The 23,656-nt window shown below is 59.6% G+C and carries 21 protein-coding genes; 13 read left to right on the forward strand and 8 right to left on the reverse strand.

The window, feature by feature from the left end:
- The first annotated feature begins 56 nt into the window (after window positions 1-56).
- Both OHL14_RS12145 and OHL14_RS12150 read left to right on the forward strand, forming a co-directional pair.
- Window positions 57-476 (forward strand): hypothetical protein, encoded by a 420-nt coding sequence (locus OHL14_RS12145; RefSeq protein WP_263379621.1) that lies wholly within the window; start codon window positions 57-59, stop codon window positions 474-476.
- 312 nt (window positions 477-788) lie between these two features.
- Window positions 789-1,391, forward strand: coding sequence for an outer membrane protein (locus tag OHL14_RS12150; RefSeq protein WP_263379622.1), 603 nt, complete (start codon window positions 789-791; stop codon window positions 1,389-1,391).
- A 394-nt stretch (window positions 1,392-1,785) separates the two neighbouring features.
- Here OHL14_RS12150 and OHL14_RS12155 read toward each other — a convergent pair whose 3' ends face one another.
- From OHL14_RS12155 to OHL14_RS12165, 3 genes are all read right to left on the reverse strand, one after another.
- Entirely contained in the window at window positions 1,786-2,454 is a 669-nt protein-coding gene (locus OHL14_RS12155; protein ID WP_263379623.1) for a porin family protein, read from the reverse strand.
- A gap of 265 nt (window positions 2,455-2,719) precedes the next feature.
- Window positions 2,720-4,555, reverse strand: a complete 1,836-nt coding sequence (locus tag OHL14_RS12160) for a hypothetical protein (RefSeq protein WP_263379624.1) — start codon at window positions 4,553-4,555, stop codon at window positions 2,720-2,722.
- A 212-nt stretch (window positions 4,556-4,767) separates the two neighbouring features.
- Entirely contained in the window at window positions 4,768-5,775 is a 1,008-nt protein-coding gene (locus OHL14_RS12165) for an energy transducer TonB (protein ID WP_263379625.1), read from the reverse strand.
- A gap of 364 nt (window positions 5,776-6,139) precedes the next feature.
- Between OHL14_RS12165 and OHL14_RS12170 the strand changes: the two genes are divergently transcribed.
- Window positions 6,140-6,730, forward strand: a complete 591-nt coding sequence (locus OHL14_RS12170; RefSeq protein WP_263379626.1) for a DUF421 domain-containing protein — start codon at window positions 6,140-6,142, stop codon at window positions 6,728-6,730.
- Between the two features lie 11 nt (window positions 6,731-6,741).
- On the opposite strand, the gene OHL14_RS12175 is transcribed toward OHL14_RS12170, so the two are convergent.
- Window positions 6,742-6,939: a hypothetical protein gene (locus OHL14_RS12175; RefSeq protein WP_263379627.1), complete on the reverse strand. Its 198-nt coding sequence runs from the start codon at window positions 6,937-6,939 to the stop codon at window positions 6,742-6,744.
- Between the two features lie 196 nt (window positions 6,940-7,135).
- Here OHL14_RS12175 and acs point away from each other — a divergent pair, with 196 nt between their 5' ends.
- A complete protein-coding gene (gene acs / locus OHL14_RS12180) occupies window positions 7,136-9,124 on the forward strand; it encodes an acetate--CoA ligase (RefSeq protein WP_263379628.1) in 1,989 nt (662 codons plus the stop codon).
- Window positions 9,125-9,129: 5 nt separating this feature from the next.
- On the opposite strand, the gene OHL14_RS12185 is transcribed toward acs, so the two are convergent.
- Together OHL14_RS12185 and OHL14_RS12190 are read right to left on the reverse strand one after the other, a co-directional pair.
- Window positions 9,130-9,510, reverse strand: coding sequence for a helix-turn-helix domain-containing protein (locus OHL14_RS12185; protein ID WP_263379629.1), 381 nt, complete (start codon window positions 9,508-9,510; stop codon window positions 9,130-9,132).
- Complete coding sequence (locus tag OHL14_RS12190) at window positions 9,488-9,874, reverse strand: type II toxin-antitoxin system RelE/ParE family toxin (protein ID WP_263379630.1); 387 nt, start codon at window positions 9,872-9,874, stop codon at window positions 9,488-9,490. The genes OHL14_RS12185 and OHL14_RS12190 overlap by 23 nt, the downstream gene beginning before the upstream one ends.
- Window positions 9,875-9,953: 79 nt before the next feature.
- On the opposite strand from OHL14_RS12190, the gene OHL14_RS12195 reads away from it, so the two are divergent.
- Entirely contained in the window at window positions 9,954-11,237 is a 1,284-nt protein-coding gene (locus OHL14_RS12195) for a VWA domain-containing protein (RefSeq protein WP_263379631.1), read from the forward strand.
- 5 nt (window positions 11,238-11,242) lie between these two features.
- Here OHL14_RS12195 and OHL14_RS12200 read toward each other — a convergent pair whose 3' ends face one another.
- Both OHL14_RS12200 and OHL14_RS12205 read right to left on the reverse strand, forming a co-directional pair.
- Window positions 11,243-11,470 (reverse strand): hypothetical protein, encoded by a 228-nt coding sequence (locus OHL14_RS12200; RefSeq protein WP_263379632.1) that lies wholly within the window; start codon window positions 11,468-11,470, stop codon window positions 11,243-11,245.
- Window positions 11,471-11,514: 44 nt separating this feature from the next.
- Window positions 11,515-12,471 carry an alpha/beta hydrolase gene (locus OHL14_RS12205; protein ID WP_263379633.1) on the reverse strand — a complete coding sequence of 319 codons (957 nt, stop codon included), beginning with the start codon at window positions 12,469-12,471 and terminating at the stop codon, window positions 11,515-11,517.
- A gap of 144 nt (window positions 12,472-12,615) precedes the next feature.
- Here OHL14_RS12205 and gnd point away from each other — a divergent pair, with 144 nt between their 5' ends.
- The 8 genes from gnd to OHL14_RS12245 all read left to right on the forward strand — a co-directional run bounded on the left by gnd (window position 12,616) and on the right by OHL14_RS12245 (window position 23,583).
- On the forward strand, window positions 12,616-13,638 hold the full coding sequence (gene gnd / locus OHL14_RS12210) for a phosphogluconate dehydrogenase (NAD(+)-dependent, decarboxylating) (RefSeq protein WP_263379634.1): 1,023 nt from the start codon (window positions 12,616-12,618) through the stop codon (window positions 13,636-13,638).
- A gap of 189 nt (window positions 13,639-13,827) precedes the next feature.
- On the forward strand, window positions 13,828-14,367 hold the full coding sequence (locus tag OHL14_RS12215; protein ID WP_263379635.1) for a hypothetical protein: 540 nt from the start codon (window positions 13,828-13,830) through the stop codon (window positions 14,365-14,367).
- Between the two features lie 503 nt (window positions 14,368-14,870).
- Window positions 14,871-15,392, forward strand: coding sequence for a thioredoxin family protein (locus OHL14_RS12220; protein WP_263379636.1), 522 nt, complete (start codon window positions 14,871-14,873; stop codon window positions 15,390-15,392).
- 119 nt (window positions 15,393-15,511) lie between these two features.
- A complete protein-coding gene (locus OHL14_RS12225; RefSeq protein ID WP_263379637.1) occupies window positions 15,512-16,546 on the forward strand; it encodes a YihY/virulence factor BrkB family protein in 1,035 nt (344 codons plus the stop codon).
- A 225-nt stretch (window positions 16,547-16,771) separates the two neighbouring features.
- Window positions 16,772-18,238, forward strand: coding sequence for a pyruvate kinase (pyk, locus tag OHL14_RS12230; protein ID WP_263379638.1), 1,467 nt, complete (start codon window positions 16,772-16,774; stop codon window positions 18,236-18,238).
- A gap of 77 nt (window positions 18,239-18,315) precedes the next feature.
- Complete coding sequence (locus tag OHL14_RS12235) at window positions 18,316-19,215, forward strand: alpha/beta fold hydrolase (protein WP_263379639.1); 900 nt, start codon at window positions 18,316-18,318, stop codon at window positions 19,213-19,215.
- Window positions 19,216-19,271: 56 nt separating this feature from the next.
- Window positions 19,272-21,269 (forward strand): DNA mismatch repair endonuclease MutL, encoded by a 1,998-nt coding sequence (mutL, locus tag OHL14_RS12240; protein WP_263379640.1) that lies wholly within the window; start codon window positions 19,272-19,274, stop codon window positions 21,267-21,269.
- Window positions 21,270-21,372: 103 nt separating this feature from the next.
- A complete protein-coding gene (locus OHL14_RS12245) occupies window positions 21,373-23,583 on the forward strand; it encodes a hypothetical protein (protein WP_263379641.1) in 2,211 nt (736 codons plus the stop codon).
- Window positions 23,584-23,656 lie beyond the last annotated feature (73 nt).

Here is a 23,656-nt window from a genome sequence, read left to right on the forward strand (position 1 = left end):
TCTATGTGCGGCCAGTGGCGGCGCGATCTTGCACCAAAGGAAGTGAGTCGACTCAGATGAAGATCAGGATGCAGGTTTTGGCCCTGGGCGCAGCGGTCTTATTGGGCGGAGCCGTATTGGTTCCCGCAGCGATGGCACAAGATACCCAGCAGGGACCACCTCCAGGCGGAGGACCGCGCATGATGGACCCGGCGACGCGGGCAGCCCAGCTGCAGAAGCAGCTGACGTTGACGGATGAAGTGACGGCTCAGGTAAAGACGATCCTGACCGACAGCATGGCGAAGATGCAGGCGTCGCGCGCGAACGGCGGATCGCGAGAAGACATGATGGCAATCCGGGCGGACGAATCAACAAAAATCAAGGCTCTGCTGACACCGGATCAGGCGACCAAGTATGACGAGATTCAGGCTGCGATGCGCGCACGTCGCGGACAAGGCGGCGGCAATGGTGGACCTCCTCCTCCTCCGCCGCAATAACGGACAATGAATCATCGGAAGAGGCCTCAAACGGGGCCTCTTTTCTTTTGAGGCATTCTTTTGGGTTGCGCCTCTCTTTTTTGAGAGGTGTGCGTCCAAGGGGATAAGCCGCAGTTTTGAATAGGCTGGACGCGACTTCCTCGGGGAAATCGGCGTCCGGCGCAGAGAGAATCGCGGTGGTATGCGTTCGACAGACGGTGTAACGGGTACAATTATCGAAGAGTGCGTTGCGGTCTCAGGGATTCTGAAAGATGTACGAGAATCGCCCTCAGGACTGACCAGCGACGCGAATGCGAAGGGATTTCAGTAAGCATGAAGAAGATGATGTTGCTCGGCGCACTGCTGCTGTGCGCAGCAGGTGCGGGATTCGCGCAGGAAAGCCGACAGGATGCCAGCGTAAGCTTTATCGGGGTATGGGCTCCGAACGTGAATGGCCTTGGTGTTGAGCCGATGCATACCACGTCCACAGGCGGCGTTCTTGCCAGCTACCGCTACGACCTTACGCCGCGCAGCCAGCTGGAGTTGAACTACAACTGGGCCCAGAATTCGATCTCATATAAGAACGCTTCGTTTCCCAGCGGCGAGGTTCACGCCCGCATGCAGGAGATTTCGGGCGCTTATGTCTACACGCGCAGCTACCATAACTACAACCCTTTTGTGGAAGTAGGCGTTGGCGGCTATATCTTTACGCCGATCCTCGACTATGGAACTCACCAGTTCGACACCAAGCAGAACACCAACATCGGTGGCCTGTTCGGCGGCGGTGTGGCGTATGAGATCAGCCCGAGCTTCGATGTGCGCGTGGGCTATCGCGGTTTCGTGATGAAGACGCCTGACTTCGGCAATACGAACTTCAAGACCAATCGCTACTATGTGCTGATGACTCCTTCGCTGGGTGTGGCTTACCACTTCTAAGGATTTCGACAGCAAAGCGAAACGCCCGGCCTCAGGCCGGGCGTTTCGCTTTTGGAAGGGATGATACCTCCCTCTCCCCCCTATACTTTTAGATCTAAAGTCTTGATCGGATGAGGTTTAGGTCTTGACTTCGAGTCTTGGTAGTCCACAGAAGTCTCTGGTACCCACCTCGGGAGCCACTGCGAAAGGGCTGTAACGGCTATGTCTGCAGCCTTCTCTCCACCTACCTTAATGATAGCAACCGGGGCCAGAGAACATGCAGTTTTCTTCGCGCAGCCAAGCTGCTTATTTTGTTAGGTTTGAGGGTCTGAGTAGGGTGACAGGGGCTTGACAGCAAAGTAAGAAGGCCGGCCCCGAGGGGACCGGCCTTCTCTTGCTGAGGGGTAGCTGCGGTTTAGTACATGCCGTTGCGGTTGCCATGGGGGATGTACTGACCGGAGCCGAAGCGCCAGGCGGCACCGAAGGTGTAGACGATCGGAGTGAGGCCGTTGGGCAGACCACCCTTGCCGTTGTAGGTGTCATAGCCCAGACCGGGGTCGGTGCGGGCAAACCACATCTGGTATTCGAGGTCGCCACGCAGCACGATGTGGGGGGTGATGACGTAGTCCAAACCGCCGCCGGGCGCGATGAACTGGTAGCCCGCCGAACCGTTGGAGATGTTCTGGTTGGCAGGAGGAGCATAAGGAGGATACTGCATCGTGCCGTAGCCGTACATCATCTTGGCGTAGGGCTTGATAGCCTCACGGGAACCGTAGGTGCGGTGGTAGCGCAGGCCACCTTCGATGTTGCGCTGTGACTGGGGCGTATTGGCACCGCCGCCGATGATCGGAGTCGTATCGTGCGCCTTACGGAACTCGCCCTCGATGCCGAAGTGCTCGCCGACGTCGAGATCGGCGTAGATGGCGTAGCCGTAGAATTTGTGCTCTGAGTAGTCAGGGAAGTCATACACGAAGCCGCCGCCGACCTGGAGGTCGCCGGTACGGGTAGCCGTGAGCTTGGCCTGACCAGATGCGAGATGAGAGCCAACAATTAAAGCAAGGAAAGTAAAAATGAGACGTTTCAACGGGACGCTCCAATGTTCAGTCTTGGAAGTTAGTTCTCAGTGTAGCGGAAGCGGTCTGCGCCACCCCTCGTATCATCATGACCCAACCTTCGGGGTTTGAATATAACGCCAAAGGGGTGTAACCCGGAGGAGCCATCACTACATGTATCGGCAGTTCCGGCAAAGTCGGTCAGTGTGGTCCGAAGACCCGATTTATCTGCTTAACCTGAAGCCTCGCGGTTGGCGAGGCTTCAAGTCAAGCAGGTTGTAGTTAGGGCAGCCAGACTTAGAGCTGCGGAGGAGCTGCGGTTCCCGTAGTGGCGGTGGTGTCTGCCGGAGCCGCGGGAGCTTCGTTGGAGGAGGTCGGCGCTGCTGCTGGAGCGGCTGCCGGTGCCGGGGCTGCGGCAGGATCCGCAGGCGGCTGCCAGTAGCTCAGCTTCAGATAAACCGGGGTAATCTCGAACGGTAGCTTATCGCGGGCGCTCAGGAGAGGCTCGTATGCGCTGTGCATCTGGATCACCTGATCGGTCCACGGATCGAAGCGGAGGAAGGCTGCCAGAGGCATCGCACCCTGCTGCTTCAGGTCGGTGTTGTTGAGCTTGCCGCCCTTGCCGACCATAGCCTGCATCCAGAAGGTACCGTCCTGCTTGAGGAGGCTGTCGCCGAGCTGAGGATCGGTGAGCGCCTTGAGGCCCTTCAGGCGTGCCTGCAGCTGCTGCAGGTAGAGGCTGAAGTACTGCTGGCCGTCGGAGAGATCTTTGACGCTGAGGAGTTCCATGGCCTTCTTGGCTGCCTCTTCGTTGTCCTGATCGGTGTGGTGCATCGGCAACTTCTGGAAAGACGACTCGCTTGGGAACATGAGGCGATCCGAGAAGGCGTACTTCGTGTCGATGTGGTGGCCGAGGATGATGTGCGCGACCTGGAAGGCGAGGATTGCGTTCAGGTTGCCCATCTGCTGCGCGCCATCGGTGGTCTGGACGGCGGTGGTATCGATCAGGCTCTTGGAGAGCAGGATGGTGTTGCCGATCGCGACGGACTCAAGCGGCTCGGTGAGCAGCGTGCGAACCTTGAGCGGACGGGTGGAGGGGATGTTGTTGTAGGCCAGGATGTTGTTGGCGAGGGCAGCGAGGGTTTTGTCGAAGTCGCTGGGAGCGTCGATCAGGCCGGCGATGAAGAGGCGGTCGATGACGTTGTCCTCAGCCTGCTGGACCCACTCACGCGAGGCCTGCAGCGGGCTGACGTCGGAGGCCTGAGCGGACTCGTCGACAGCACCTTCCACCTGCAGGGAAGCCTCGTCGGCATCCTTCGAGGGGACCTTCAGGCTGTAGCCCCAGATGTAGTTGACGGCCTTGAACTCGAGCGAATGTGTCGGGCTCTTGGGATCGGTCTCTTCGCAGTAGACCGAGGTCGGCATCCACAGACCTTCCTGGACGTTGGTACGCCAGGAGTCAAAGTGGAAGAACTGACGGTTGGCGGTGCCGCCGTCGAAGTCGCCGTTGAAGCGGACGATGTTGCCACCGTTGCGCTCGATCCAGATACGGCCGGAGAAGCGACCGAAGGCATTGTGCTTAGTCGGCGCTACGTCGAAGACCATGGTCGGCACGGTGCCGAGGAAGTCGTTGCGCAGGTAGGAGAAGGTGTAGGTCTGGCGGTTGAAGTCCTTGCTATCGACCAGCAGCATCTGCACGAAGCCGGACTCATGGTAGGTCAGGTGCAGCGCGCTGGAGAGGCCGGTGAGGTAGCCGAGGGAGTGCTTGAAGAGGTTCTTCTTGCCACCCTCCTGGCGATCGCCGCGAGCGTAGGCGGTGTCATTGATGACCCGTCCAAAGTCGACACGACCGAGGAAGTGGAGGTCGGCGTCGGGCGACTGACCCATGACGGGATCAGGGCGCATGTTCTGGATGTAGGTCTCGACGATGGGGGTGCGGTCCTTGATCGTTTTGACGACGATGGCTTCGCGCGCGACTGCCTTGTCGATGAGGGCGCTTTGGGCAGGCGTCAGCTTGCGTACTTCCTGCTCATTCGGTTTCTTCTTCCCCAAGGGGAAGGCGGCAGCGGAAAGGCACGGTGCAAACGCAAGAGCAACGGCAATAGATACAGTGAATTTCGTCCTGAGATTCATAAGTGTTTTAGACTCCTAAGCTTAGGTGGTACGACTGCCCCGGCGGGAAACCTTTCAGGAAGTTGGCTATCCGCTCGCAAGAAACGATACGCCAGCCAATGGATTGCCATAAGGATACCGTGAACTGCAGCACATCCCTTGAAATAATGTGTTTTTTTGACCTCCTAAAGTAAAGGCCCAGTCGTTGGACTGAGCCTTTACTTTCGAGGGTTTTAGCTCAACTGGAAGTTGACGACCACGGTACCTTCCCAATCGACCGGTCTGCCTTCGCCGTCGACCGCGGGTTTGAAGCGCGTTGCCATGGTGGCCTGTCGTGCAGACTCGTCGAGGCCGTGACCGAGACCGTGAACGACGCTGATGACTTCAACAGAACCGTTGGCCGTTACGCGAATCTTGAGAGAGACGTTGCCTTCGAGGTGCATGGACTTGGCTTCAGCCGTGTAGGTCGGCGTGGGCTTGTAGAGCACCTTGGGGGGCGAGGCGACGGCACCGGCGACTGAGGCGACCTTGGGAGCCGACGGCGGAGCGACCGTGCCACCGATGGTGACGGGCTTGACGGCGGTGACGGAGGAGGTGCGGCCGTTGAGGTTGGTTCCGCCGGGGAGGCCGTTACCCATGCTGACAGCCGTAGCGTGCGGACCGCTGCCCGACCCGCTCATACCGGGAACGCCGCGGCCAAGACTGATGTTGGAGACGGCAGGGCCGGTCGGATTGACGGGGCTGGTGGTATTGCCCATGCTGACGGCGCTGGGGTGGGGATCGTTATTCGGGACGCGGGCAGCCGACGGGTTACCCAAGTTGACGATCTTGGGAGCGGGCGGAGCGAGAACCTTGATCTCCGGCGTCGGAGCTACCGGCTTCGGGATGGGCTGCAACTTTACGATCTCGGGCAGTTTTTCCGGCGGCGGGGGGGTGACGATCTTGGGCGGAGTGGGGAGGACCTTGGGAGTCGGCGGCATGACCGGCGGCTTGCGCGGCGGCGGCGGCGGTGGTGGCTTGGGGGCCGGGGGCGGCAGGTAGATCTCGGCGAGCTTTTTGGCTGCGACCGGGTTGTTCTTGACGAGCAGGCCCAGGATGACGACGGTCAACAAAATGGAGACGTTGATACCGATGGAGATGAACGCGGCGCTCTTGCTGCGCTGGCCGTCATCCAACACGCCAAAGTTGGTGAACTGTGTGTCTCTCGGGTTAGGGTCCGCGCTGCGTAGTGGCTTAGGCATTCAGGTCAAATATCCTTCTCGTGTGTCAGTAAAAAGCCCCAAACTAAGGTGCTACCCGGTTTGGACAAAAAATGTTGCAGATCGCCACAACTGTGTCTAACGCTGTTAACGTCATCGGCAACGCTGTGGATTTCCAACATGCCTGGCCGGATTTCTATTTCAACTTATTTGTATTAGGCGTCCGCTTCGAACCCTGATCGCCGCTCGACCTCTGTAATGCTGGAGGAGCGTCTCAACGATAAGCATGGCACGAAATTGTGGAAACTCAATGGTTCGTTTCTACACTAAGTATCTAAGTCTGAACCATATGACTAAAGTGACCCGAATTTACCCCTATAGAACGATGGTACTGGAGACACATTTCATGCATACTATGTCGCACGTCTGGCAGGATATGGTTCACCTGCCGATCCCTCTTTTGGAGAAGATTCTCCGGCCGATCATTGTGTACCTGTGCCTGGTCGGATTTCTGCGAATCTTTGGGAAGAGGGAGCTGGCCCAGCTGAATCCGTTCGACCTTGTGGTGCTGCTGTCGTTGTCGAATACGGTGCAGAACGCGATCATCGGAGACGATAACTCGGTGAGTGGAGGGCTTGTGGGAGCGTTCACGCTGCTGGCGGTCAACTGGTTGCTGGCAAAGGTGTTGTTCAAGTCACCGAAGCTGACGAGGGTGCTTGAGGGAAGCTCGACGACGCTGATCAAAGACGGCGTGGTGAACAAGAAAGAGATGGAGCGGCAGATTCTGTCCCATGAGGATCTGATCTCGGTGCTGAACAAGAATGGCTTCAACGATCCGTCCCAGGTGGAATCGTGCGTGCTGGAGCCGAATGGAACGTTTTATGTGCAGGGCAAGCTGCCATCGATGGATAGCGTCGAGCGGCACGAGATGATGGACGTCCTGAACCGGCTGAGCAACGAAGTGGCGGCGTTGCGGCGGGAGATCGAGCAGCGTTAACTCGAGCAGCGTTAATTTTTGGTGACTGGGAAGCGTCCGCGGGCTTTTGCGAGGGCTTTGGTGAGTTGCTCGGGTGGATCCGGAAGGAGCGAGTCGCGGACGGCGGCGCGATAACCCCCCGCGTAGATGGAGTACATGACAGCGAGAGCGCAGCCGACGCCGAAGGCGAAGCCAAGGAAGAAGCCGATCAGGGTTGCGCCGAGGGTCACGTTCTCATCATGTCACGTGTCGCATTTGGGAACAGTGCTCTAAGGACCATATTGCCTGTCCTCTTCCGAATAACGTACCGTGCTTGTGCGGGCTGTTATCGGACAGTCCGGGTTGTGTACCGAAATGGGACACGAAACCCCAGTGAGAACCCAACCGATAGCCACGTCCGCTATTCAGAAGGAGCCTTGAAGCCTCATGTCGCATGGAACTGCCACGCCCGAAAACGCCAACTTTCAATCGCTGATGCGGGAAGACCGCCTGTTTCCACCGCCATCGGCGTTCAGCGAGAAGGCCTGGATCAAGAGCGAGGCTGAGTACGATGCGATGTACAAGCGCAGTGTCGAGGAACCAGAGACGTTCTGGGCCGAGGCTGCGAGCGAGCTGGAGTGGTTCGCTCCCTGGGACAAGGTGATGGACGGCAGCGGTGCTCATGCGAAGTGGTTTACGGGTGGCAAGCTGAACCTTTCGCATAACTGTGTGGACCGTCATGCGCTGGGCTCGCGCAAGGATAAGGTGGCGCTGATCTGGGAGGGCGAGCCGCATGTGGACGGGAAGACGGAGGTCCGCAAGCTGACGTTTGCCCAGTTGCATGTGGAGGTGCAGAAGTTTGCCAATGTGCTGAAGGGGCTGGGTGTAAAGAAGGGCGACCGCGTGGCCGTCTATATGGGCATGAGCCCGGAGCTGGCGATTGCGGTGCTGGCGTGTGCGCGGATCGGTGCGGTGCATTCGGTGATCTTTGGCGGGTTTGCGGCGCATGCGATTGCGGACCGCGTGGCGGATTCGGACTGCCAGATCGTGGTGACGCAGGACATCAGCTACCGCCGGGGTGGCGAGATAAAGCTGAAGGCGATTGTGGACGAGGCGATGGAGCGCTGTCCGGGTGTGCGGAATGTGGTGGTGTACCAACGCCAGCCTAAGACCACTGTGGCGATGAAGGATGGCCGCGATCTCTGGTGGCATGAGCTGATGGCGAAGGTTTTGGCTGAGTGTGCTGCGGAGCCGATGGATGCGGAAGATCCTCTGTTCATCCTGTATACGAGCGGGACGACAGGGAAGCCGAAAGGCCTGGTGCATACGACCGGTGGGTATTCGGTGGGGACGTACCTGACGTCGAAGTACATTTTCGATCTGCATGACGAAGATGTGTACTGGTGCACCGCGGACATCGGCTGGATCACCGGGCACAGCTATGTGGTGTACGGGCCGCTGCAGAACGGTGCGACCGTGCTGATGTATGAGGGAGCTCCGAACTTCCCGGAGAACGACCGGTTCTGGCAGATTGTGGATGACCACAAGGTGAGTGTGTTTTACACGGCGCCGACGGCGATCCGCGCGTTCATCAAGTGGGGCAACGACTGGGTGACGAAGCATGATTTGAGCTCGCTGCGGCTGCTCGGCACGGTGGGTGAACCGATCAATCCAGAGGCGTGGATGTGGTATCACCGGGAGATTGGCAAGGAACGTTGCCCGATCGTGGACACGTGGTGGCAGACGGAGACGGGCGCGATCCTGATCTCGCCTATACCGGGAGCGGTGGCGACGAAGCCTGGATCAGCGACGAAGCCGTTCTTCGGGATTGTGCCGAAGGTGGTGACGAAGGAAGGCGATGAGGTGCCGCTAGGGCAGGGCGGTCTGCTAATCATCGACAAGCCGTGGCCTTCGATTGCACGTACGATCTGGGGCGATGCGGAGCGGTATGAGCAGGCGTATTTCTCAGAGATTCCGGGCAAGTACTTTACGGGCGATGGAGCGAGGCGTGATGCGGACGGCTATTTCTGGCTGATGGGCCGCGTGGACGATGTGATCAACGTCAGCGGGCATCGTTTGGGGACCGCTGAGATCGAGTCGGCACTGGTGGCGCATGGCAAAGTGGCCGAGGCTGCCGTGGTGGGGCGACCGGACGATCTGAAGGGCCAAGCGATCGCTGCGTTCGTGACGCTCGAAGAAGGCCATGAGCCGACAGACGAGTTGAAGCAGGAGCTGCGGCAGTGGGTGGCGAAGGAGATCGGCTCGCTGGCTCGACCGGACGACCTGCGCTTTACGCAGATGCTGCCGAAGACGCGGTCGGGCAAGATCATGCGGCGGCTGCTGCGGGAGCTGGCGTCGACTGGGACGGTGACGGGCGATACGACGACGCTGGAGGACTTCAGCATTGTGGCGAAGCTGAAGGAGACGGACGAGTAGCAGCGTTATGCTGGTTGCAGTTTTTTCGAAGGCCTTCGCGCGGCTGCGGAGGCCTTCATCGTTAGCCCTGGCTTTGCAATTCTGGGTGAAGAGATTTCGATCCTGGCGTCGAGGTCTAGCCGTCCTGCGAACTGCAATAGCCGCGTGATGCTGAACTTAGAAAATCTCCCCTGCAATAGGTTGCTTATGTCCGGCTGATGGGCTTTGAGCAACACCGCCGCTTCGATTTGGGTCAAGCTTCGCTGTTCTATACAACGAACGATTGCCTGCCAGATGTCTGCTTTGATTTTGGCTTCGAGGGTATCCGCAGGCGAGAAGCCGAGATCGTCAAAGATATCGCCAGAGGTGACGTGGCTTGGCTTGTTATTTGCTGCTGAGTTTTTCATGGCGGCGTTGCTCCTGGAGGCGCTGGCGTACAACGGAGAGGCGGGTGCGAGCAGTATTAAGGTCCTTGCGTTCTGTCTTCGCGGTGTCCTTCTCGAAGCAGTCAAGGATGTAGATCGTGTTGTGAATCCGCGCAAGATAGACCATGCGATACCAGGTCTTTTCGTCAGAGTCCTTGAGCTCGAAGACTCCTTGATCAATGGACTGCATAGGGCGGACGTTGAGACGCGCGGGACGACCAAACTGCATCTCGCGCAGGGAGTTGCCGAAGTCCCATTGGATGGTCTTTGGCCAGGATTTGAGCACCTTCCAGGAATCACCTTCCCAGGAGATGGATGCGGGCTTTGGAAGCTCTGCGGTAGCCACAGCCTGAATGTATAGCAATTTTGCTATACAGGCAAGAAGGTGGCGCAACCTCGGCTTAGGGGTTCCCGTCTACACTCGTATGCGTGAGGTGAGTGTGCGTTCGTCATTGCTGTCCTTGTTGCTGGTTGCCGGTGTTGCGTTTGCGCAGGACAAGCCTGTTCTGGAGAAGCGTCCTGATCCTCCGCCGGCGCAGGCGGAGGGAAAGATCTCGGTCAGCGCGAAGCTGGTGGTGCTTTCGGTTGTCGTGCATGACAACAAGGGCAAGCTTGTCAACGACCTGACGAAGGACGATTTTGTGCTGAAGGCCGGTGGGCGGTCGATCAAGGACAAGCCCGAGAGCGCGCATGTGCAGACAATCAAGTACTTCGATCACGACACGGATGTTCCGCTGACGCTGGGGCTGCTGGTGGATGTGAGCCGATCGCAGCGCGATGCCCTCGAAGACGAGAAGCGTGGCAGCCAGGCGTTTTTGGAGAAGACGCTGATGCCGGCGGTTGGGGAGTCGGAGAAGGACAAGGGGTATCGACCGGCGGACAAGGCGTTTGTGATTCAGTTCGCCAAGCCGATCGAGTTGTTGCAGGATGTGACGGAGAAGCGGGCGCGGCTGGAGAAGGCTCTCGACGAACTGGGCACGGAGAGCCCGACGTTTCACAACACGGATACGGACACCATCGACAGCGAGGGGCGGCGCGAGCGTCGCGGAGGGACATCGCTGTATGACGCTGTGTATCTGGCGGTGACCGAGGTGCAGGCGAAGGAGAAGGGACGGCGGGCTCTGGTGTTGCTGACTGATGGGGTAGACCAAGGCAGCAAGGAGTCGCTGACGGATGCGGTAGAGGCGGCTCAGAAGTCGGACACGGTGGTGTATGCGGTGTACTACAAGGGCAAGGAACAGCCGCAGCAGGACAATGGCAACCGAGGACATCGCGGGATTGGATTTCCGGGCGGCGGCGGAGGTGGCTATCCAGGCGGTGGCGGGTATCCAGGCGGTGGCGGCTATCCCGGGGGAGGTGGGTATCCGGGGGGCGGCGGCAATGGAGGAGGAAACGGCGGCGGGAATACTCCCAATGGGCGTACAGAGCCCAGCCGCAAGCCGCGTGTCGATGGCAAACAGGTGCTGGAGCGGCTTTGTGGCGAGACCGGCGGAACGGTCTTCGAGGTAAGCAAGAAGCTGACTGTCGATGACATCTTGGCGCAGATTGGCGAAGAGTTACGGCAGCAGTACCGGATCGGGTTTACGCCGGACGCCGATGGGGCAAAGTACGGGTATCACCAGATTGATCTGGAGCTGAAGAACGCGGATGCGAACAAGAAGAACCGCATCCAGACGCGCGATGGGTATTACGCGTCGGACGATCAGTAAGGCGATCAGGCCAGGCGAGTAGGCGGGACTTGACGAAGACCGACGGGGGCAAGAGGCGTCAGGCTTGAGGTTGGATGGCTGTAGTGGTGGCGGAAGGTCAGGTGGCTGCCGTCGAAGTGAAGGAAGATCAAGGCGAGCACAAAGAAGACGAGGATCGCTGCGCCAGCGAGGCCGAAGACGAGACCGAAGTTGGGTTTATTGGGGAGTGTCTGTTCTACGTCATCAAGTTTCATACTTCGGTTGGATGCCGAATCTTATCGTGACGCGAGGGGGAGTTTTATTCCTGTGCTGGCATCCAGCCGTGGAGTTCGAGCCAGTGCTGAAGCAGTAGCGGGTAGACGGCGAGTTCGGGAGATTTGGGCATGGGTTTGCCGTCGGGGGTGAGCCCCATGTGGGTGCCGTGGGGGCCGAGTTCGAAGATGTGGAGTTCGGTGGGGACGTTGGCCTGCTGCAAGGCGTTGAAGAAGTGGGTGGCGTTGAGGGAGTTGACTTTCTCATCGTGCTCGGTGGCGTAGATGAAGGTGGGCGAGGTGCTGGCGGTGACGTGCAGGATCGGATTCACGGTGTCGACCAGGGACTGCGGGGCATCGGGGCCAACGAGGGTGGCCATGCCAAAGGTGCCGGGTACCTTGGGATCGAGGTCGAGGCGACCGTAGTTGATGATGGCGAAGTCGGGGTGGGCGGATAGCTTGTCGATCGCGTCGTGGGTGCCTGAAGCATCTTCAGGTGCTGGGTTGGCGGCGGTAGCGAGGTATCCGGCCATGTGGCCTCCGGCGGAGAAGCCCCAGACGCCAACGGCGTTGGGATCGATGTTCCATTCCTTGGCGTGGGCGCGCACCATGCGGACGGCGCGGAGGCCATCGAGCAGCGGGTAGGGATACTTGTAGCGTGGCCAGAGACGGTACTGGAGGACGAGGGCGGAGATGCCGTGGTCGCGGAGCCAGCGGGCCTCCTGCCCACCTTCGCCTTCCATCACCAGATGGGTATAGCCTCCGCCGGGAAGGACGATGACGGCGGGATGCGGGCCTTTGCCTGCGGCAGGGAAGGCGTAAAGGCGAGGTGCGTCGGCTTCAAAGGTGCCGACGGCGCCGGGAACCGAGCCTTCCGGCCAAAGGTTCGTGATGACCTCATAGCCCTGGGGCGGGGGATCGACCTTGGGGGCTTCGGAGGCTTTCTGGGCGAAGGCGGCGGGGACGAGGAGAGTCAGAGCGAGGAGGAGATGGGCGCGCGACATGTCAGACAGCATATGCCGGTTAAGGTAGTTTCGTCGCGGTCAGCGATGAAGTAGTCGATATTCATCTGCGATCGCCGCTGTAGTGGGCACCCATGATGTTGTTGCGGACATCCTACCTGTCAGACGAAAACAACAGGAGAGATCATGCAACTAGCGATGGTAGGACTCGGCCGCATGGGCGCCAACATGGTGAAACGACTTGCTGCCCATGGGCATGAGTGCGTGGTGTTCGATGTGTCGCCGAAGGCTGTTGAGGCGCTGGCTGCCGAGAAGGGCGTGACCGGTTCCGATTCGATGGAAGACATGATTGGGAAGCTGTCCAAGCCACGGGCGATCTGGATGATGGTGCCTGCCGGGGTGGTGGAGAAGACGATCGCGGAGATAGAGCCGCATCTTGAGGCTGGGGACATCCTGATCGATGGCGGTAACTCGTATTACATCGACGACATCAGCCGCGCGAAGAAGCTGGCTGAGAAGAAGATCGAATATGTAGACGTCGGGACGAGCGGCGGTGTGTGGGGGCTGGATCGCGGCTACTGCATGATGATCGGTGGGTCGAAGGAGACGGTGCAGCATCTCGATCCGATCTTCAAGACGATCGCTCCGGGGATTGGCGATATTGACCGTACACCGAACCGTAAGGAAGGTCAGGGGACCTCCGAAGAAGGCTATCTGCACTGCGGGACGAACGGTGCGGGGCACTTCGTGAAGATGGTGCATAACGGCATCGAGTACGGCATGATGGCGGCGTATGCAGAGGGGCTGAATGTGCTGAAGGGAGCGAACATCGGTAAGCATGTGGACGAGATCGATGCGGAGACGACGCCGCTGCGGAGTCCGGAGCTGTATCAGTATGACTTCGATCTGCCGGAGGTGGCTGAGGTGTGGCGCCGGGGCAGCGTGATCGCTTCGTGGCTGCTCGATCTGACGGCGGCTGCGCTGATTGAAGATCCGCAGCTATCGAAGTTTGGCGGCCGGGTTTCGGACTCCGGCGAAGGCCGCTGGACGATCAAGGCGGGTATCGATGAAGGCGTGCCAACGCCGGTCCTGACGGCGGCTCTGTATGAACGATTCAGCTCGCGGAATGAGGCGGAGTTCGCGAACAAGCTGCTATCGGCGATGCGGTATGAGTTTGGCGGACATCTGGAGAAGCCTGCGGGGAAGTAGGGATTACAAGAGGGGAGACAACGAAACGCCTACAGGCCTTGCTGTCAGGCGTTTCGTTGTCGGTGTCGAAGTTGCCAAAGTCCGACTTTCGAGAACGAGCTAACGTTGAAGGGCGTTTATGAGGATTTAACCATCAAATTCCGAATATCAGACTCTCGCCGTACTGCTCGATACTACTAAACTGGCGTCATGGTTCGTTCGATTATGATGAGGGTCTCAGAGAACCCGATCTTGTTGCTCTGCGTGTTCGCGCTGCTGCCCAACGCCGAGCACACATTCGCACAAAGCGAAACATCAGGCCCTCTTGATTTGTTTCCTAAGTATCAAGTAAGAAGCACCTTCACAGGTAGACCGTCACCACCGATCCTATCCTCCCACGACGCACATGAGTTCCGAACGAGGATCCGCGAAGGCGTCGCGAAGGGTGTTGTCTTCGCAGGTCACTACGAAGTGGCGGTGTGGGGGTGTGGTTCCGGATGCCTATCGTTTGCCGTGATCGACGCGTTCACGGGCAGGGTGACGTTCTTTCCAGCAACGGTGTCGCAGAACCGAGAGGTTGGCGAACGTCTGACATATAAACGAAACAGCGAAGCCATCCACATCATCGGGAGTTTAAACGAAGAAGACTCGGCTGACCGTTGGTATGTCTGGGATGGGAATTCGTTTAATCTGATCTCTAAGCGACCTGCCATCTTGGTGGATGACAACGGACACCCGTTGAAACCGTAGAGAGCTAAGCCACGCCAGCAAGCTTACTAAGATCAGTACCGATATGTCGGCTTATCGTCAGGAGTCGTATCGCTGTCTTGCAGAAATCCTTGCGAACGAAAAATGCAGATTCCTCCGCTTCGCTGCGGAATGACAACTCAGAAAGTGTTTGTGTGGGTGTGGGGTGTCGGTTCTATGCCTGAAGGCGTTTGCTCAGGGATAGAGATTCATAGGTCAGCTTGTCTTCGACAAGCCGCTTGATAGGGTGAAGCACCGTTTTGGAAGCACGGGATTTGACCGAATCGTTACGTCTTGTGGCGCGGAATGAGCCTAATTTTGCATCGTTGCAGCCGATTCGCGCGTCCTAAGTAGCTCAGGATAAACTGGATGTTGTCAGTTGCCGAGAGAGGCGGATCTTCCGATGGACACGATGAATGTAGTGCGATGTTGTCGGGTCTGAGTTGACGCATGCAAGCAGTCAGGCGGAAACAACAAGACACGCGCAACATTCCAGGGAGATCACGATGAATCAGGTAACGAAGTTTGTATGGGTAGTGGTGGCAGTGGCGGGGACGGCGGTGGCCGGGGCACAGATGACACAGCCGGGTGTGGATGCGGCGGCGAAGGCTTCCAAGACGCCGGTGATTCCGTATGTGGCGGGCAAGCACATTTATCCGGAGATCGCGGCTGCACCGGGCGATGTGGCGGCGGCGCTGAAGCAGGCCAGGAAGGAACATAAGCGAGTCATCCTCGACTTCGGTGCGGACTGGTGCGGTGACTGCCAGGTGCTGGACATCTACTTTCACCAGAGCCCGAATAAAGAGATTGTCGATAAACACTTCATCGAGGTGAAGGTGAATATCGGTCGCGAGGATGCGAACTTGGACATCGCGCACAAGTACGGCGTTCCGGTCCATGGCGTTCCGGCGCTGGCGGTGATCAACGGCTACGGCAAGGTGATCGTGGCGCAGGACAATGAGTTTTCGGATATGCGGTACATGCAGTCGAGCTCGCTGACGGCGTTTTTGAACAAGTGGAAGAAGTAGGCCGAGAAGCAGGTCCTTCGCCTTCGGCTCAGGATGACATGGTAGCGAGATGGCCCGGGCTAATGCTTCGGGCCATTTTGTTTGGTGGCACGGGGAAGAAGACGAACTATGCTGGTTAGGTGCGAGTAGCTGAAGCGAGCAAAGGGGTGACGCAGGCGGGCGGGGCTTGCCTGCGGACGACTGTGCATGTAACGCAGACGCTAAGGCGGGCGGCGGCTGCGGCGGTGGAGCACGATGCTTTGAATGTGGCGCAGGCCACGGCGTACTCGGCGATGTTTGCGTTGTTTCCGGCGCTGATTGTGGCGGCGGCTCTGGTGAGTCTGCTGCCGGATTCGGCGCCGTTCCGTTCGCAGATGTCGTTTTTCTTTGGCAGGGTGCTGCCTTCGAATGTGAGTCCGCTGCTGGAGGTGTATTTTGTGCAGTCGGGGCACACACAGCATGCGGGGACGGCGCTACTGGGTTCGATCGTGGTGAGCCTGACGGGCGCAACGAGTGTGATGGCGACGCTGATGGAAGGGTTTCGGCGGGCGTACAAGCTACCGCTGCTGCGGAAGAGCTTCTGGCCGATGCGGTGGCGGGCGTTGATGCTGGTGCCGCTGAGCCTGCTGCCGATGACGGCGGCGAGTGCTCTGGTGGTGTTCGGGCACATTATGACTCGATGGCTGGCCGGGCTGGTGGCACCGGAGCTGCAGCCGACGGTATTTGTGGTGGCGTTTCTGGTGCGATGGACGGTCGCGCTGGCGGGAAGTGTGGGGCTGATCGCCGTGATCTATCACCTCGGGACGGATATGACACGGGGGATGCGCGAGTACTTTGAGCCGCTGGTGAGCGATGTGCTGACGAACGGGCCGCTGCAGCTGCTGCGCAGGGACTGGAGCTGGAGTGCGAGCCTGCCGGGGGCGATGGTGGCGACGGTGCTGTGGTTCGTGTCGACGCTGGTGTTCGGGATCTATGTGACGCGGTTTGCGAACTACTCGCGGGTATATGGGTCGCTGGGAGCTGCCATCGCTTTGATGTCGTGGCTGTATTTGATCGCGCTGAGCATTTTGATCGGGGCGGAGTTTAATGCGCAGCGGGCGGTGGAGCAGCGCGATCCGGCGTTGAGCGAGCTGCTGTGGAAGCTGCCTGGTCGGCTTTGGCGGTGGGACAGGTAGACTAGAGAGACAGAGATTAGGGAGTAGGGATCAGGGATTAGAAACGCGGTATGAGCCGCTGTTGCACTCCCTGCTTACTCTGCGATCGTTGGGAACCCTGACGTTTCCAGTAGCGGTCGAGTGTGAAAATCGTTTGAGTAAGATGACAGACGTATGTGGGTTGGGGCAGTATGCTGCCAGCCCTTTGGGTGTGTGTTTACCGTGTGGGAAGGAAGAAGCGAGTACATGGAAGCCGTTGAAAAGGGAAAGATCGAAGTTCTGCGTCGCGCAAAGATTGTGGCCACACTGGGGCCTGCTACGAGCACGGAGGCAATGTTTCGGCAACTGGTGCGTGCCGGGCTGGACGTGGCGAGGCTGAACTTCTCGCATGGATCGCACGAGCAGAAGGCCGAGCTGATCGCGATGGTTCGCAAGGTTTCGGCCGAGGAAGGCAAGCCGATCTGCATTCTTGCGGACCTGCAGGGGCCGAAGATCCGTACAGGCATACTGGTGGACCACAAGCCGGTGATGCTAGAGGCAGGCAAGCGCCTGACGATTACTCCTGAGCAGATTGAAGGCACGGTCGAACGCGTGAGCACGGTGTTTACGACGCTGGCAGAGAACGTCGTGCCGGGGACGCAGATTCTGTTGTCGGACGGTCTGATCGAGCTGCGTGTGGTTGAGGTGCAGGGCCAGGACGTGGTGACGGAGATCATCAACGGCGGCCTGCTGGGCGAGAAGAAGGGCATCAACCTGCCGGGTGTGGCAATCAAGGTGCCTTCGCTGACGGAGAAGGATGAGGAAGACCTGGAGTTTGCGATCAAGCAGGGCTGCGAGACGATCGCTGTGAGCTTTGTTCAGACTGCGGACGATGTTCGCTACGTGAAGAGCCGCATTGCGCAGCTTGGTTCGGATGCGTGGGTGATCTCGAAGCTGGAGAAGCCGCAGGCGATCGACCACCTGGACTCGATTCTTGAGGCTTCAGACGGCATCATGGTGGCTCGTGGCGATCTGGGTGTGGAGGTTCCGCCGGAGAAGGTGCCGGCGATCCAGAAGCACATCATTCGCCGCGCGGTGGAGTATCGCAAGCCAGTCATTACGGCGACGCAGATGCTGGAGTCGATGATCGAGAATCCGCGACCGACGCGCGCCGAGGCGAGCGATGTTGCGAATGCGATCTATGACGGCACGGATGCGGTGATGTTGTCGGCTGAGTCTGCGGCGGGCAAGTATCCCGTGGAGTCGGTCGCGATGATGGCGAAGATCGTGGTGGAGAGCGAAGCAGCGATGCGGGCCCAGCCTGCTTTGAAGCTGGCGCTGAAGCCGCATGGGACGCGCGTGCTGATGACGATCCCGGAGACGATCTGCGAATGTATGGCGCACTCGGCGCAGGATCTGGATCTGGCGGCTGTCGCGATCTTTACGGAGACGGGCAATACGGCCCGGCTGCTGAGCAAGTACCGACCGGACGCGCCGATCTATGCGTTCAGCCCGGATGAGAGCGTGGTGCAGCGCACGATGATGTTGTGGGGTACGTGGCCGATTCTGTGCCCGCGTTTCAGCGGCACGGACAAGCTGGTGGAGACGGCGGAGGACATGCTCGAAGCGCGTGGCTACGTGAAGTCGAAGCAGGTTGTGGGCATCGTGGCCGGTACGGCTACGAAAACCGGAGCTACGAATTTCATGCGGCTACACGTGATTGGGGATCGATAGAAGCAGGGCTGCTTTGCAGGGCATCTCAGCAACTGGACGAGTCAGCGAAGACACTGCTGACAGTTGGGAGATGCTCTATGAAGATGCTAAAGGTGCGTTCGAGTTCGCTTGAGATCGCAGTAGAACAGACAGGACCGGCTGATGGGGAGCCGGTCCTGTTGTTGCATGGTTTTCCGTATGACCCGCGCTCGTTCGATGGTGTGAGGAACGGAATTGCGGACGGCAAGCGGCGGATTCTAGTGCCATACCTGCGCGGTTTTGGGGCTACGCGCTACATCTCTGAGAAGACATTTCGGACGGGCCAGCAGGCGGCGCTGGGGAACGACGTTCGCGAACTGCTGGATGGACTTGAGATCGAGAAAGCAACGCTGGTTGGCTACGACTGGGGTGGGCGCGCTGCGTGCGTGGTGGCGGCGCTCTGGCCGGAACGAGTCCGAGGACTGGTGAGCCAAGGCGGGTATTCCATTCAGGATATTGCGAAGTCGATGGACACGCCCGCTGATCCGGAGCTGGAGCACCAGCAGTGGTATCAGTGGTACTTCAATATGGAGCGGGGCCGGTGTGGGCTGGAGGCTTGTCGCAAGGAGATTGCAGAGAAGCTGTGGCGGATGTGGTCGCCGACGTGGGAGTTCGATAAAGCTCTGTTCAAACAGACGGCGCGGTCGTTTGTGAATGGGGATTTCGTGGCGACGGTGATTCATTCATACCGGCATCGCTACGGAAATGCCGCGGGTGATCCGAAGCTGGAGGCACTGGAGAAGAAGCTCGCGGAGCAGCCAAAGATCAAGGTGCCGACCATCGGATTTCAGGGGGAAGAGGATCGGATAAACCCGCCGTCGTCTTCGAAGGGCATGCACAAGATGTTCACGGGGCACTATGAGCTGCGGAAGTTGGCGGGGGGCGGCCATTGTCCGCCGCAGGAGCAGCCGGAGACTGTGGTGAAGATGATCGAGGACATACTAAAGCTGACAGCGTGAGACAAGAGGCGGTTAGGACCCGGTTTGCCACAGGTGAGGGTGGCTAGAATCAGGGCATGGGCAAGATCCGCGTCCTCTCCGATCAAGTTGCGAACCAGATTGCTGCCGGTGAGGTGGTCGAGAGACCTGCGTCGGTGGTGAAGGAGCTGTTGGAGAACTCGCTCGATGCCGGGGCTACGCGGATCAGGGTGGAGATCGAGGGTGGCGGGAGGAAGCTGATTCGCATCGTCGACAACGGGCATGGCATGGGGCGCGATGATGCGCTGCTGGCGTTCGAACGTCATGCTACTTCGAAGCTGCGCAGCTCGGATGATCTGCTGTCGATTGCTACGCTGGGGTTTCGCGGCGAGGCGCTGCCTTCGATCGCGTCCGTGGCGCGGGTGACGCTGGAGACGCGCGCCGCTGAGGATGACGCGGGTACGGTGATCGAGATTGCCGGTGGGAACATGCTGCGCGTCGAGGACGCAGGTTTGCCCGTGGGGACCACGTTTGCTGTGCGGGATTTGTTCTTCAATACACCGGCACGGCGGAAGTTTCTGCGCGCGGAGCAGACGGAGCTGGGGCATGTGGCGGCGCTGGTGACGCACTATGCGCTGGCGCATCCGGACAAGCACTTTGAGCTGCACTCGGCGACGCAGGCTTTGCTCGTGGCGCCTGCGGTGGCGAATGCAGGGGAGCGGCTCTTTCAGATCTTTGGGCGCGAGACCTTCGAGCGTCTGATTCCGGTGGCTGCGGAGATGGACTTTGCGCGGGCCGGAATTCCTGAGCCTCCGCCTTGGAAGCGGCCTGAGGACTATGAGCCGCCGACGCCGGGATTTGTGCGGCTGAGTGGGTTTGTGAGCAAACCGGAGCTGCAGAAGCTGAATCGGAATTCGATCTACGTGTTTGTGAACGGACGGCTGATTCGCGACCGCTTGGTGCTGCACGCGTTTACCGAGGCGTATCGGAACATCATCCCGCCGACGTCGTATCCGGTGGTGCTGCTGTTTCTGGAGATGCCGCCGCAGGAGATTGACGTAAATGTGCATCCGGCGAAGACCGAGGTGCGGTTTCGGCAAGGTAGCTTTGTGCATGATTTTGTGCGCGACAGTGTGAGGACGGCGTTGATGAAGGCGCGGCCTGCGGCGGAGTTTCTACAGGCGTTACATTCGGCGCCTACGGCGAGCTCGTCGCTGATGGTGGATGTGTCGCCACTGCCGGGCGTGGATCAGGCGACGTATGAGCCCAGTGCGTTTCTGCAGGAGCAGATGGTAGCGCAGAGCGAGGGAGCCATCGAGCCGGGCGATGTGGCGGCGTTCGAATTGCGTGAGCGGATGATGCCGATGTCGCCGGGGCGGCTGGGGTTTGAGGGAGCGGGGATGGCGGTGGGGTATGACCCAGTTGGGGACGAAGATTCTGCAAACCCACGTCCCAAAGACGGGACATGGGGCACCCAGAGTGGTGACGGTGCCGAAGAGCAGCCGACGCTGAATGCGCTGGCTTCGTTGAAGCCGCTGGGACAGCTGCGAGATTCGTTCATCCTGGCGACGAATGAAGAGGGCTTATGGATCGTCGATCAACATGTCGCGCATGAGCGCGTGCTGTTTGAGAAGATTTTGCGGGAACGCAAGGTGGAGGCGGTGCAACGGCAGAGGCTGTTGATGCCGGTGCTGATTGAGTTGCTGCCGGAGCAGATGGTGATCTTTGCGGACATTGCTGAAGAGCTGGAGCGGAACGGATTTGAGGCGGAGCCGTTCGGGCCGCGCACGCTGGCGGTGAAGGCGGCTCCGGTGGGGCTGGAGGGCAGGGAACTGGAGCGGGTGCTCGATGAACTGCTGGGCGCGACGGAGAAGTCGGCGCAGGTGGAGAACGAGGAGCTGCGGCGGACGCGGATTGCGGCTTCGATCGCCTGCCATGCTGCGATTAAGGTGAATATGCCTCTGGAGCCGGCGAAGATGGACTGGCTGCTGCGCGAACTTGGGAAAACTGCACATCCTACGAGCTGTCCGCATGGCAGACCCATTGCATTGCGGTATTCTTTAAGAGACATCCAGCGGGCGTTTCAGCGCATATAGGTTGCGCATCGCTCTACCCGCACATTCGAGGATCTCCAAGTGCCTTCGCTACGGCGAGGGCTAGTGTCGCGTTTTGAAGCGCAGGCAAGTGAAGAGGAAAATTTTGAGTTCAATACAAGAGTTTGATACGACGCAGTTAGCGGCTGCACGGGCCACAGCATGGCACCAGAGTGGGGATGCGATTCTGACCCTCGAGACAGCGCGCACATGGATTGCGGAGCGCGGTATCGTGCTGTTCGCTCCACGTTCAGCGCAGCTGCCGACGCCCGCGCCTTCGCTGGTGGAAGCCACGTTGGGAGCGGCGAACGATGCTCCGACGGCGGCCCAGACAGCGGCTGCGCGGAACCTGCTGGCCCGTATGGTGGCGGATGGCGTGGCGATTCCGTTGAACCTGCTGGGTGGACCCGGCGACATTGCGGACTTCGTGGTGTCGGCACAGGTGTTCAGCTACGTGTTCACGCTGCGCGGCGATAAGAACTGGAAGCAGCCACCTTCGCTGACGGGAGCGATTTCGGTGTCACCGCTGAGCCTTCATATCTATGAGGTGCTGGCAGCGGCTGAAAAGGGCAAGGGCGCGATGTCGGCTGCAGAGCTGGCTAACGAGCTGGGCCGCGAAGTGACGGAGACGGCTATCCAGCGTGGACTGATCGAGCTTTGGGGCCAGCTGCGCGTACTGCCGCTGCTGGATCAGGGTTCCGGCACGACGCTGTGGGAGCTGACGACGCGCCGGTTTACGAAGGCGATCAAGGCGGGAGCGAATGCCGGTGTGCCTTCGGCGCTGTCGGCGTTGATCTCGCTATATCTGCAGCAGGCGATCACGGCGACTGAAGAAGAGATCGCAACGTATCTTTCGCCGCTGACGGCTCGCTCGCGCGTGCGCGAGGTGCTGCGTGCGCTGACCTCGGGCCGGCAGCTGGAGACGGTGACGGTGGAGGGCAAGACGCTGATCGTCATTCCTGGCTCACTGCCGGAGTTTGCGGCGACGGTGGTTGCTGAAGGCGAAGAGGGTGTCGAGGTTGAGGGTGATGCCCTGCCGAAGCCGAAGAAGATTGGTACGGGCCGCATCAGCAGCTTTGCCAGCGATAAGATTTCGCCGAATGAGTTCCGCGGCAAGGCGGTGAAGGCGAAGAGCTTTGGCGAGCGCCCTGCGACGGCAGGAGCTCGTGGGCGCAAGCCTGCGGGAACGTTTGGAGATCGTCCAACTCCGCGACCGGATCGCGAGCGTCGTCCCTTCAAGAAGGACGGCGAGGGCTCGTTGAAGTCGCGCTCTGCAAATCCGAACTCGGCGAAAGCTGGATTTACGAAGCCGTGGGACGAAGATCGCAAGCCGCGCGCCGCGAAGGCTCCTGCTGATTCGTTCACGAAGTTCCGCCGCCCCGAGAAGGAAGACCGAGAGCCGCTGGGTACGCGCGAACAGAAGGGTCTGCCTGAGGAGCGTCGTACGCCGCCGCGCAAGGCCACGGAGTCGTTCCAGAAGCGGACGTTCGATGGCAAGCCGGTTGCTCGGAAGCCGTTCGGTGCGAAGCCTGCGTATGGTTCCAAGCCCGCCTTTGGCTCGAAGCCGGCGTATGGTTCAAAGCCTGCTTTCGGATCCAAGCCGAGCTTTGGCGCGAAGAAGCCTTATGCGCCGCGCACCACCGAGGATGGTGAGCGTCCGGCGTTCAAGCCTCGTTCATATGAGGGTGCTGGCAAAACGTTTGAGAAAAAGCCGTATGAGCGCAAGCCGTATGAGCGCAAGGCGAATGCTGGAGCGACGAGCTTCCCGGGCAGCAAGCCCGCGTTCGGCGCGAAGCGTCCTTATACGCCGCGTACCAGCGAGGATGGTGAGCGTCCGGCGTTCAAGCCACGCACATTTGACGGACCGAGCCGTGGATTTGAGAAGAAGCCGTACGAGAAGAAGCCGTTCGAGCGGAAGCCGTTTGCGAGCAAGACGGATTCGGGCGAGAAGCGCCCCTACAGCCCTCGAAAGACGGAGGGTGGTGGCTTTGGGGAAAAGCGTCCGTTTACGCCGCGAGAAAGCGGTGGCCGTTCGTTCTCCAAGCCAGGATTCGCGAAGCGTCCGTTTGTGAAGCGCACTCCTGATGCGAACCTGCTGCCTGAGGGCGCGCCGGTCGAACGAACTCTGGCAAAGCGGCCGCATAAGCCGAGAGCCGCGGATGCGGACAAGCGCAAGTTCACGAAGGACCCTTGGGTTCCTCCGACGGATAGCGGCGAAGGCAAGCGTCCGTTCAAGGCACGCAGCGGTGGCGGCTTCAAGAAGCCGTTCGGTGGAAAGAAGCCCGGCGGATTCTCTTCGCGCAAGCGGCCTGAGTAGCTAAATAAGGAGTAGAGTGGTGCCGGCGTTCGACGTCGGCACCCTCACACGTTAGCAGGAGTCGTTTTCAAGC

This window comes from Granulicella paludicola (assembly GCF_025685545.1).
Classification (GTDB): Bacteria; Acidobacteriota; Terriglobia; order Terriglobales; family Acidobacteriaceae; genus Granulicella; species Granulicella paludicola.

What these genes read in the sequence shown, in the direction of transcription:
- OHL14_RS12145 (WP_263379621.1), top strand. Translation starts at nt 57, where the DNA reads ATGAAGATCAGGATGCAGGTTTTGGCCCTGGGCGCAGCGGTCTTATTG.
- OHL14_RS12150 (WP_263379622.1), top strand. Translation starts at nt 789, where the DNA reads ATGAAGAAGATGATGTTGCTCGGCGCACTGCTGCTGTGCGCAGCAGGT.
- OHL14_RS12160 (WP_263379624.1), bottom strand. Translation starts at nt 4,555, where the DNA reads ATGAATCTCAGGACGAAATTCACTGTATCTATTGCCGTTGCTCTTGCG.
- OHL14_RS12165 (WP_263379625.1), bottom strand. Translation starts at nt 5,775, where the DNA reads ATGCCTAAGCCACTACGCAGCGCGGACCCTAACCCGAGAGACACACAG.
- OHL14_RS12170 (WP_263379626.1), top strand. Translation starts at nt 6,140, where the DNA reads ATGCATACTATGTCGCACGTCTGGCAGGATATGGTTCACCTGCCGATC.
- acs (WP_263379628.1), top strand. Translation starts at nt 7,136, where the DNA reads ATGTCGCATGGAACTGCCACGCCCGAAAACGCCAACTTTCAATCGCTG.
- OHL14_RS12185 (WP_263379629.1), bottom strand. Translation starts at nt 9,510, where the DNA reads ATGAAAAACTCAGCAGCAAATAACAAGCCAAGCCACGTCACCTCTGGC.
- OHL14_RS12195 (WP_263379631.1), top strand. Translation starts at nt 9,954, where the DNA reads ATGCGTGAGGTGAGTGTGCGTTCGTCATTGCTGTCCTTGTTGCTGGTT.
- OHL14_RS12200 (WP_263379632.1), bottom strand. Translation starts at nt 11,470, where the DNA reads ATGAAACTTGATGACGTAGAACAGACACTCCCCAATAAACCCAACTTC.
- OHL14_RS12205 (WP_263379633.1), bottom strand. Translation starts at nt 12,471, where the DNA reads ATGTCGCGCGCCCATCTCCTCCTCGCTCTGACTCTCCTCGTCCCCGCC.
- gnd (WP_263379634.1), top strand. Translation starts at nt 12,616, where the DNA reads ATGCAACTAGCGATGGTAGGACTCGGCCGCATGGGCGCCAACATGGTG.
- OHL14_RS12215 (WP_263379635.1), top strand. Translation starts at nt 13,828, where the DNA reads ATGGTTCGTTCGATTATGATGAGGGTCTCAGAGAACCCGATCTTGTTG.
- OHL14_RS12220 (WP_263379636.1), top strand. Translation starts at nt 14,871, where the DNA reads ATGAATCAGGTAACGAAGTTTGTATGGGTAGTGGTGGCAGTGGCGGGG.
- pyk (WP_263379638.1), top strand. Translation starts at nt 16,772, where the DNA reads ATGGAAGCCGTTGAAAAGGGAAAGATCGAAGTTCTGCGTCGCGCAAAG.
- OHL14_RS12235 (WP_263379639.1), top strand. Translation starts at nt 18,316, where the DNA reads ATGAAGATGCTAAAGGTGCGTTCGAGTTCGCTTGAGATCGCAGTAGAA.
- mutL (WP_263379640.1), top strand. Translation starts at nt 19,272, where the DNA reads ATGGGCAAGATCCGCGTCCTCTCCGATCAAGTTGCGAACCAGATTGCT.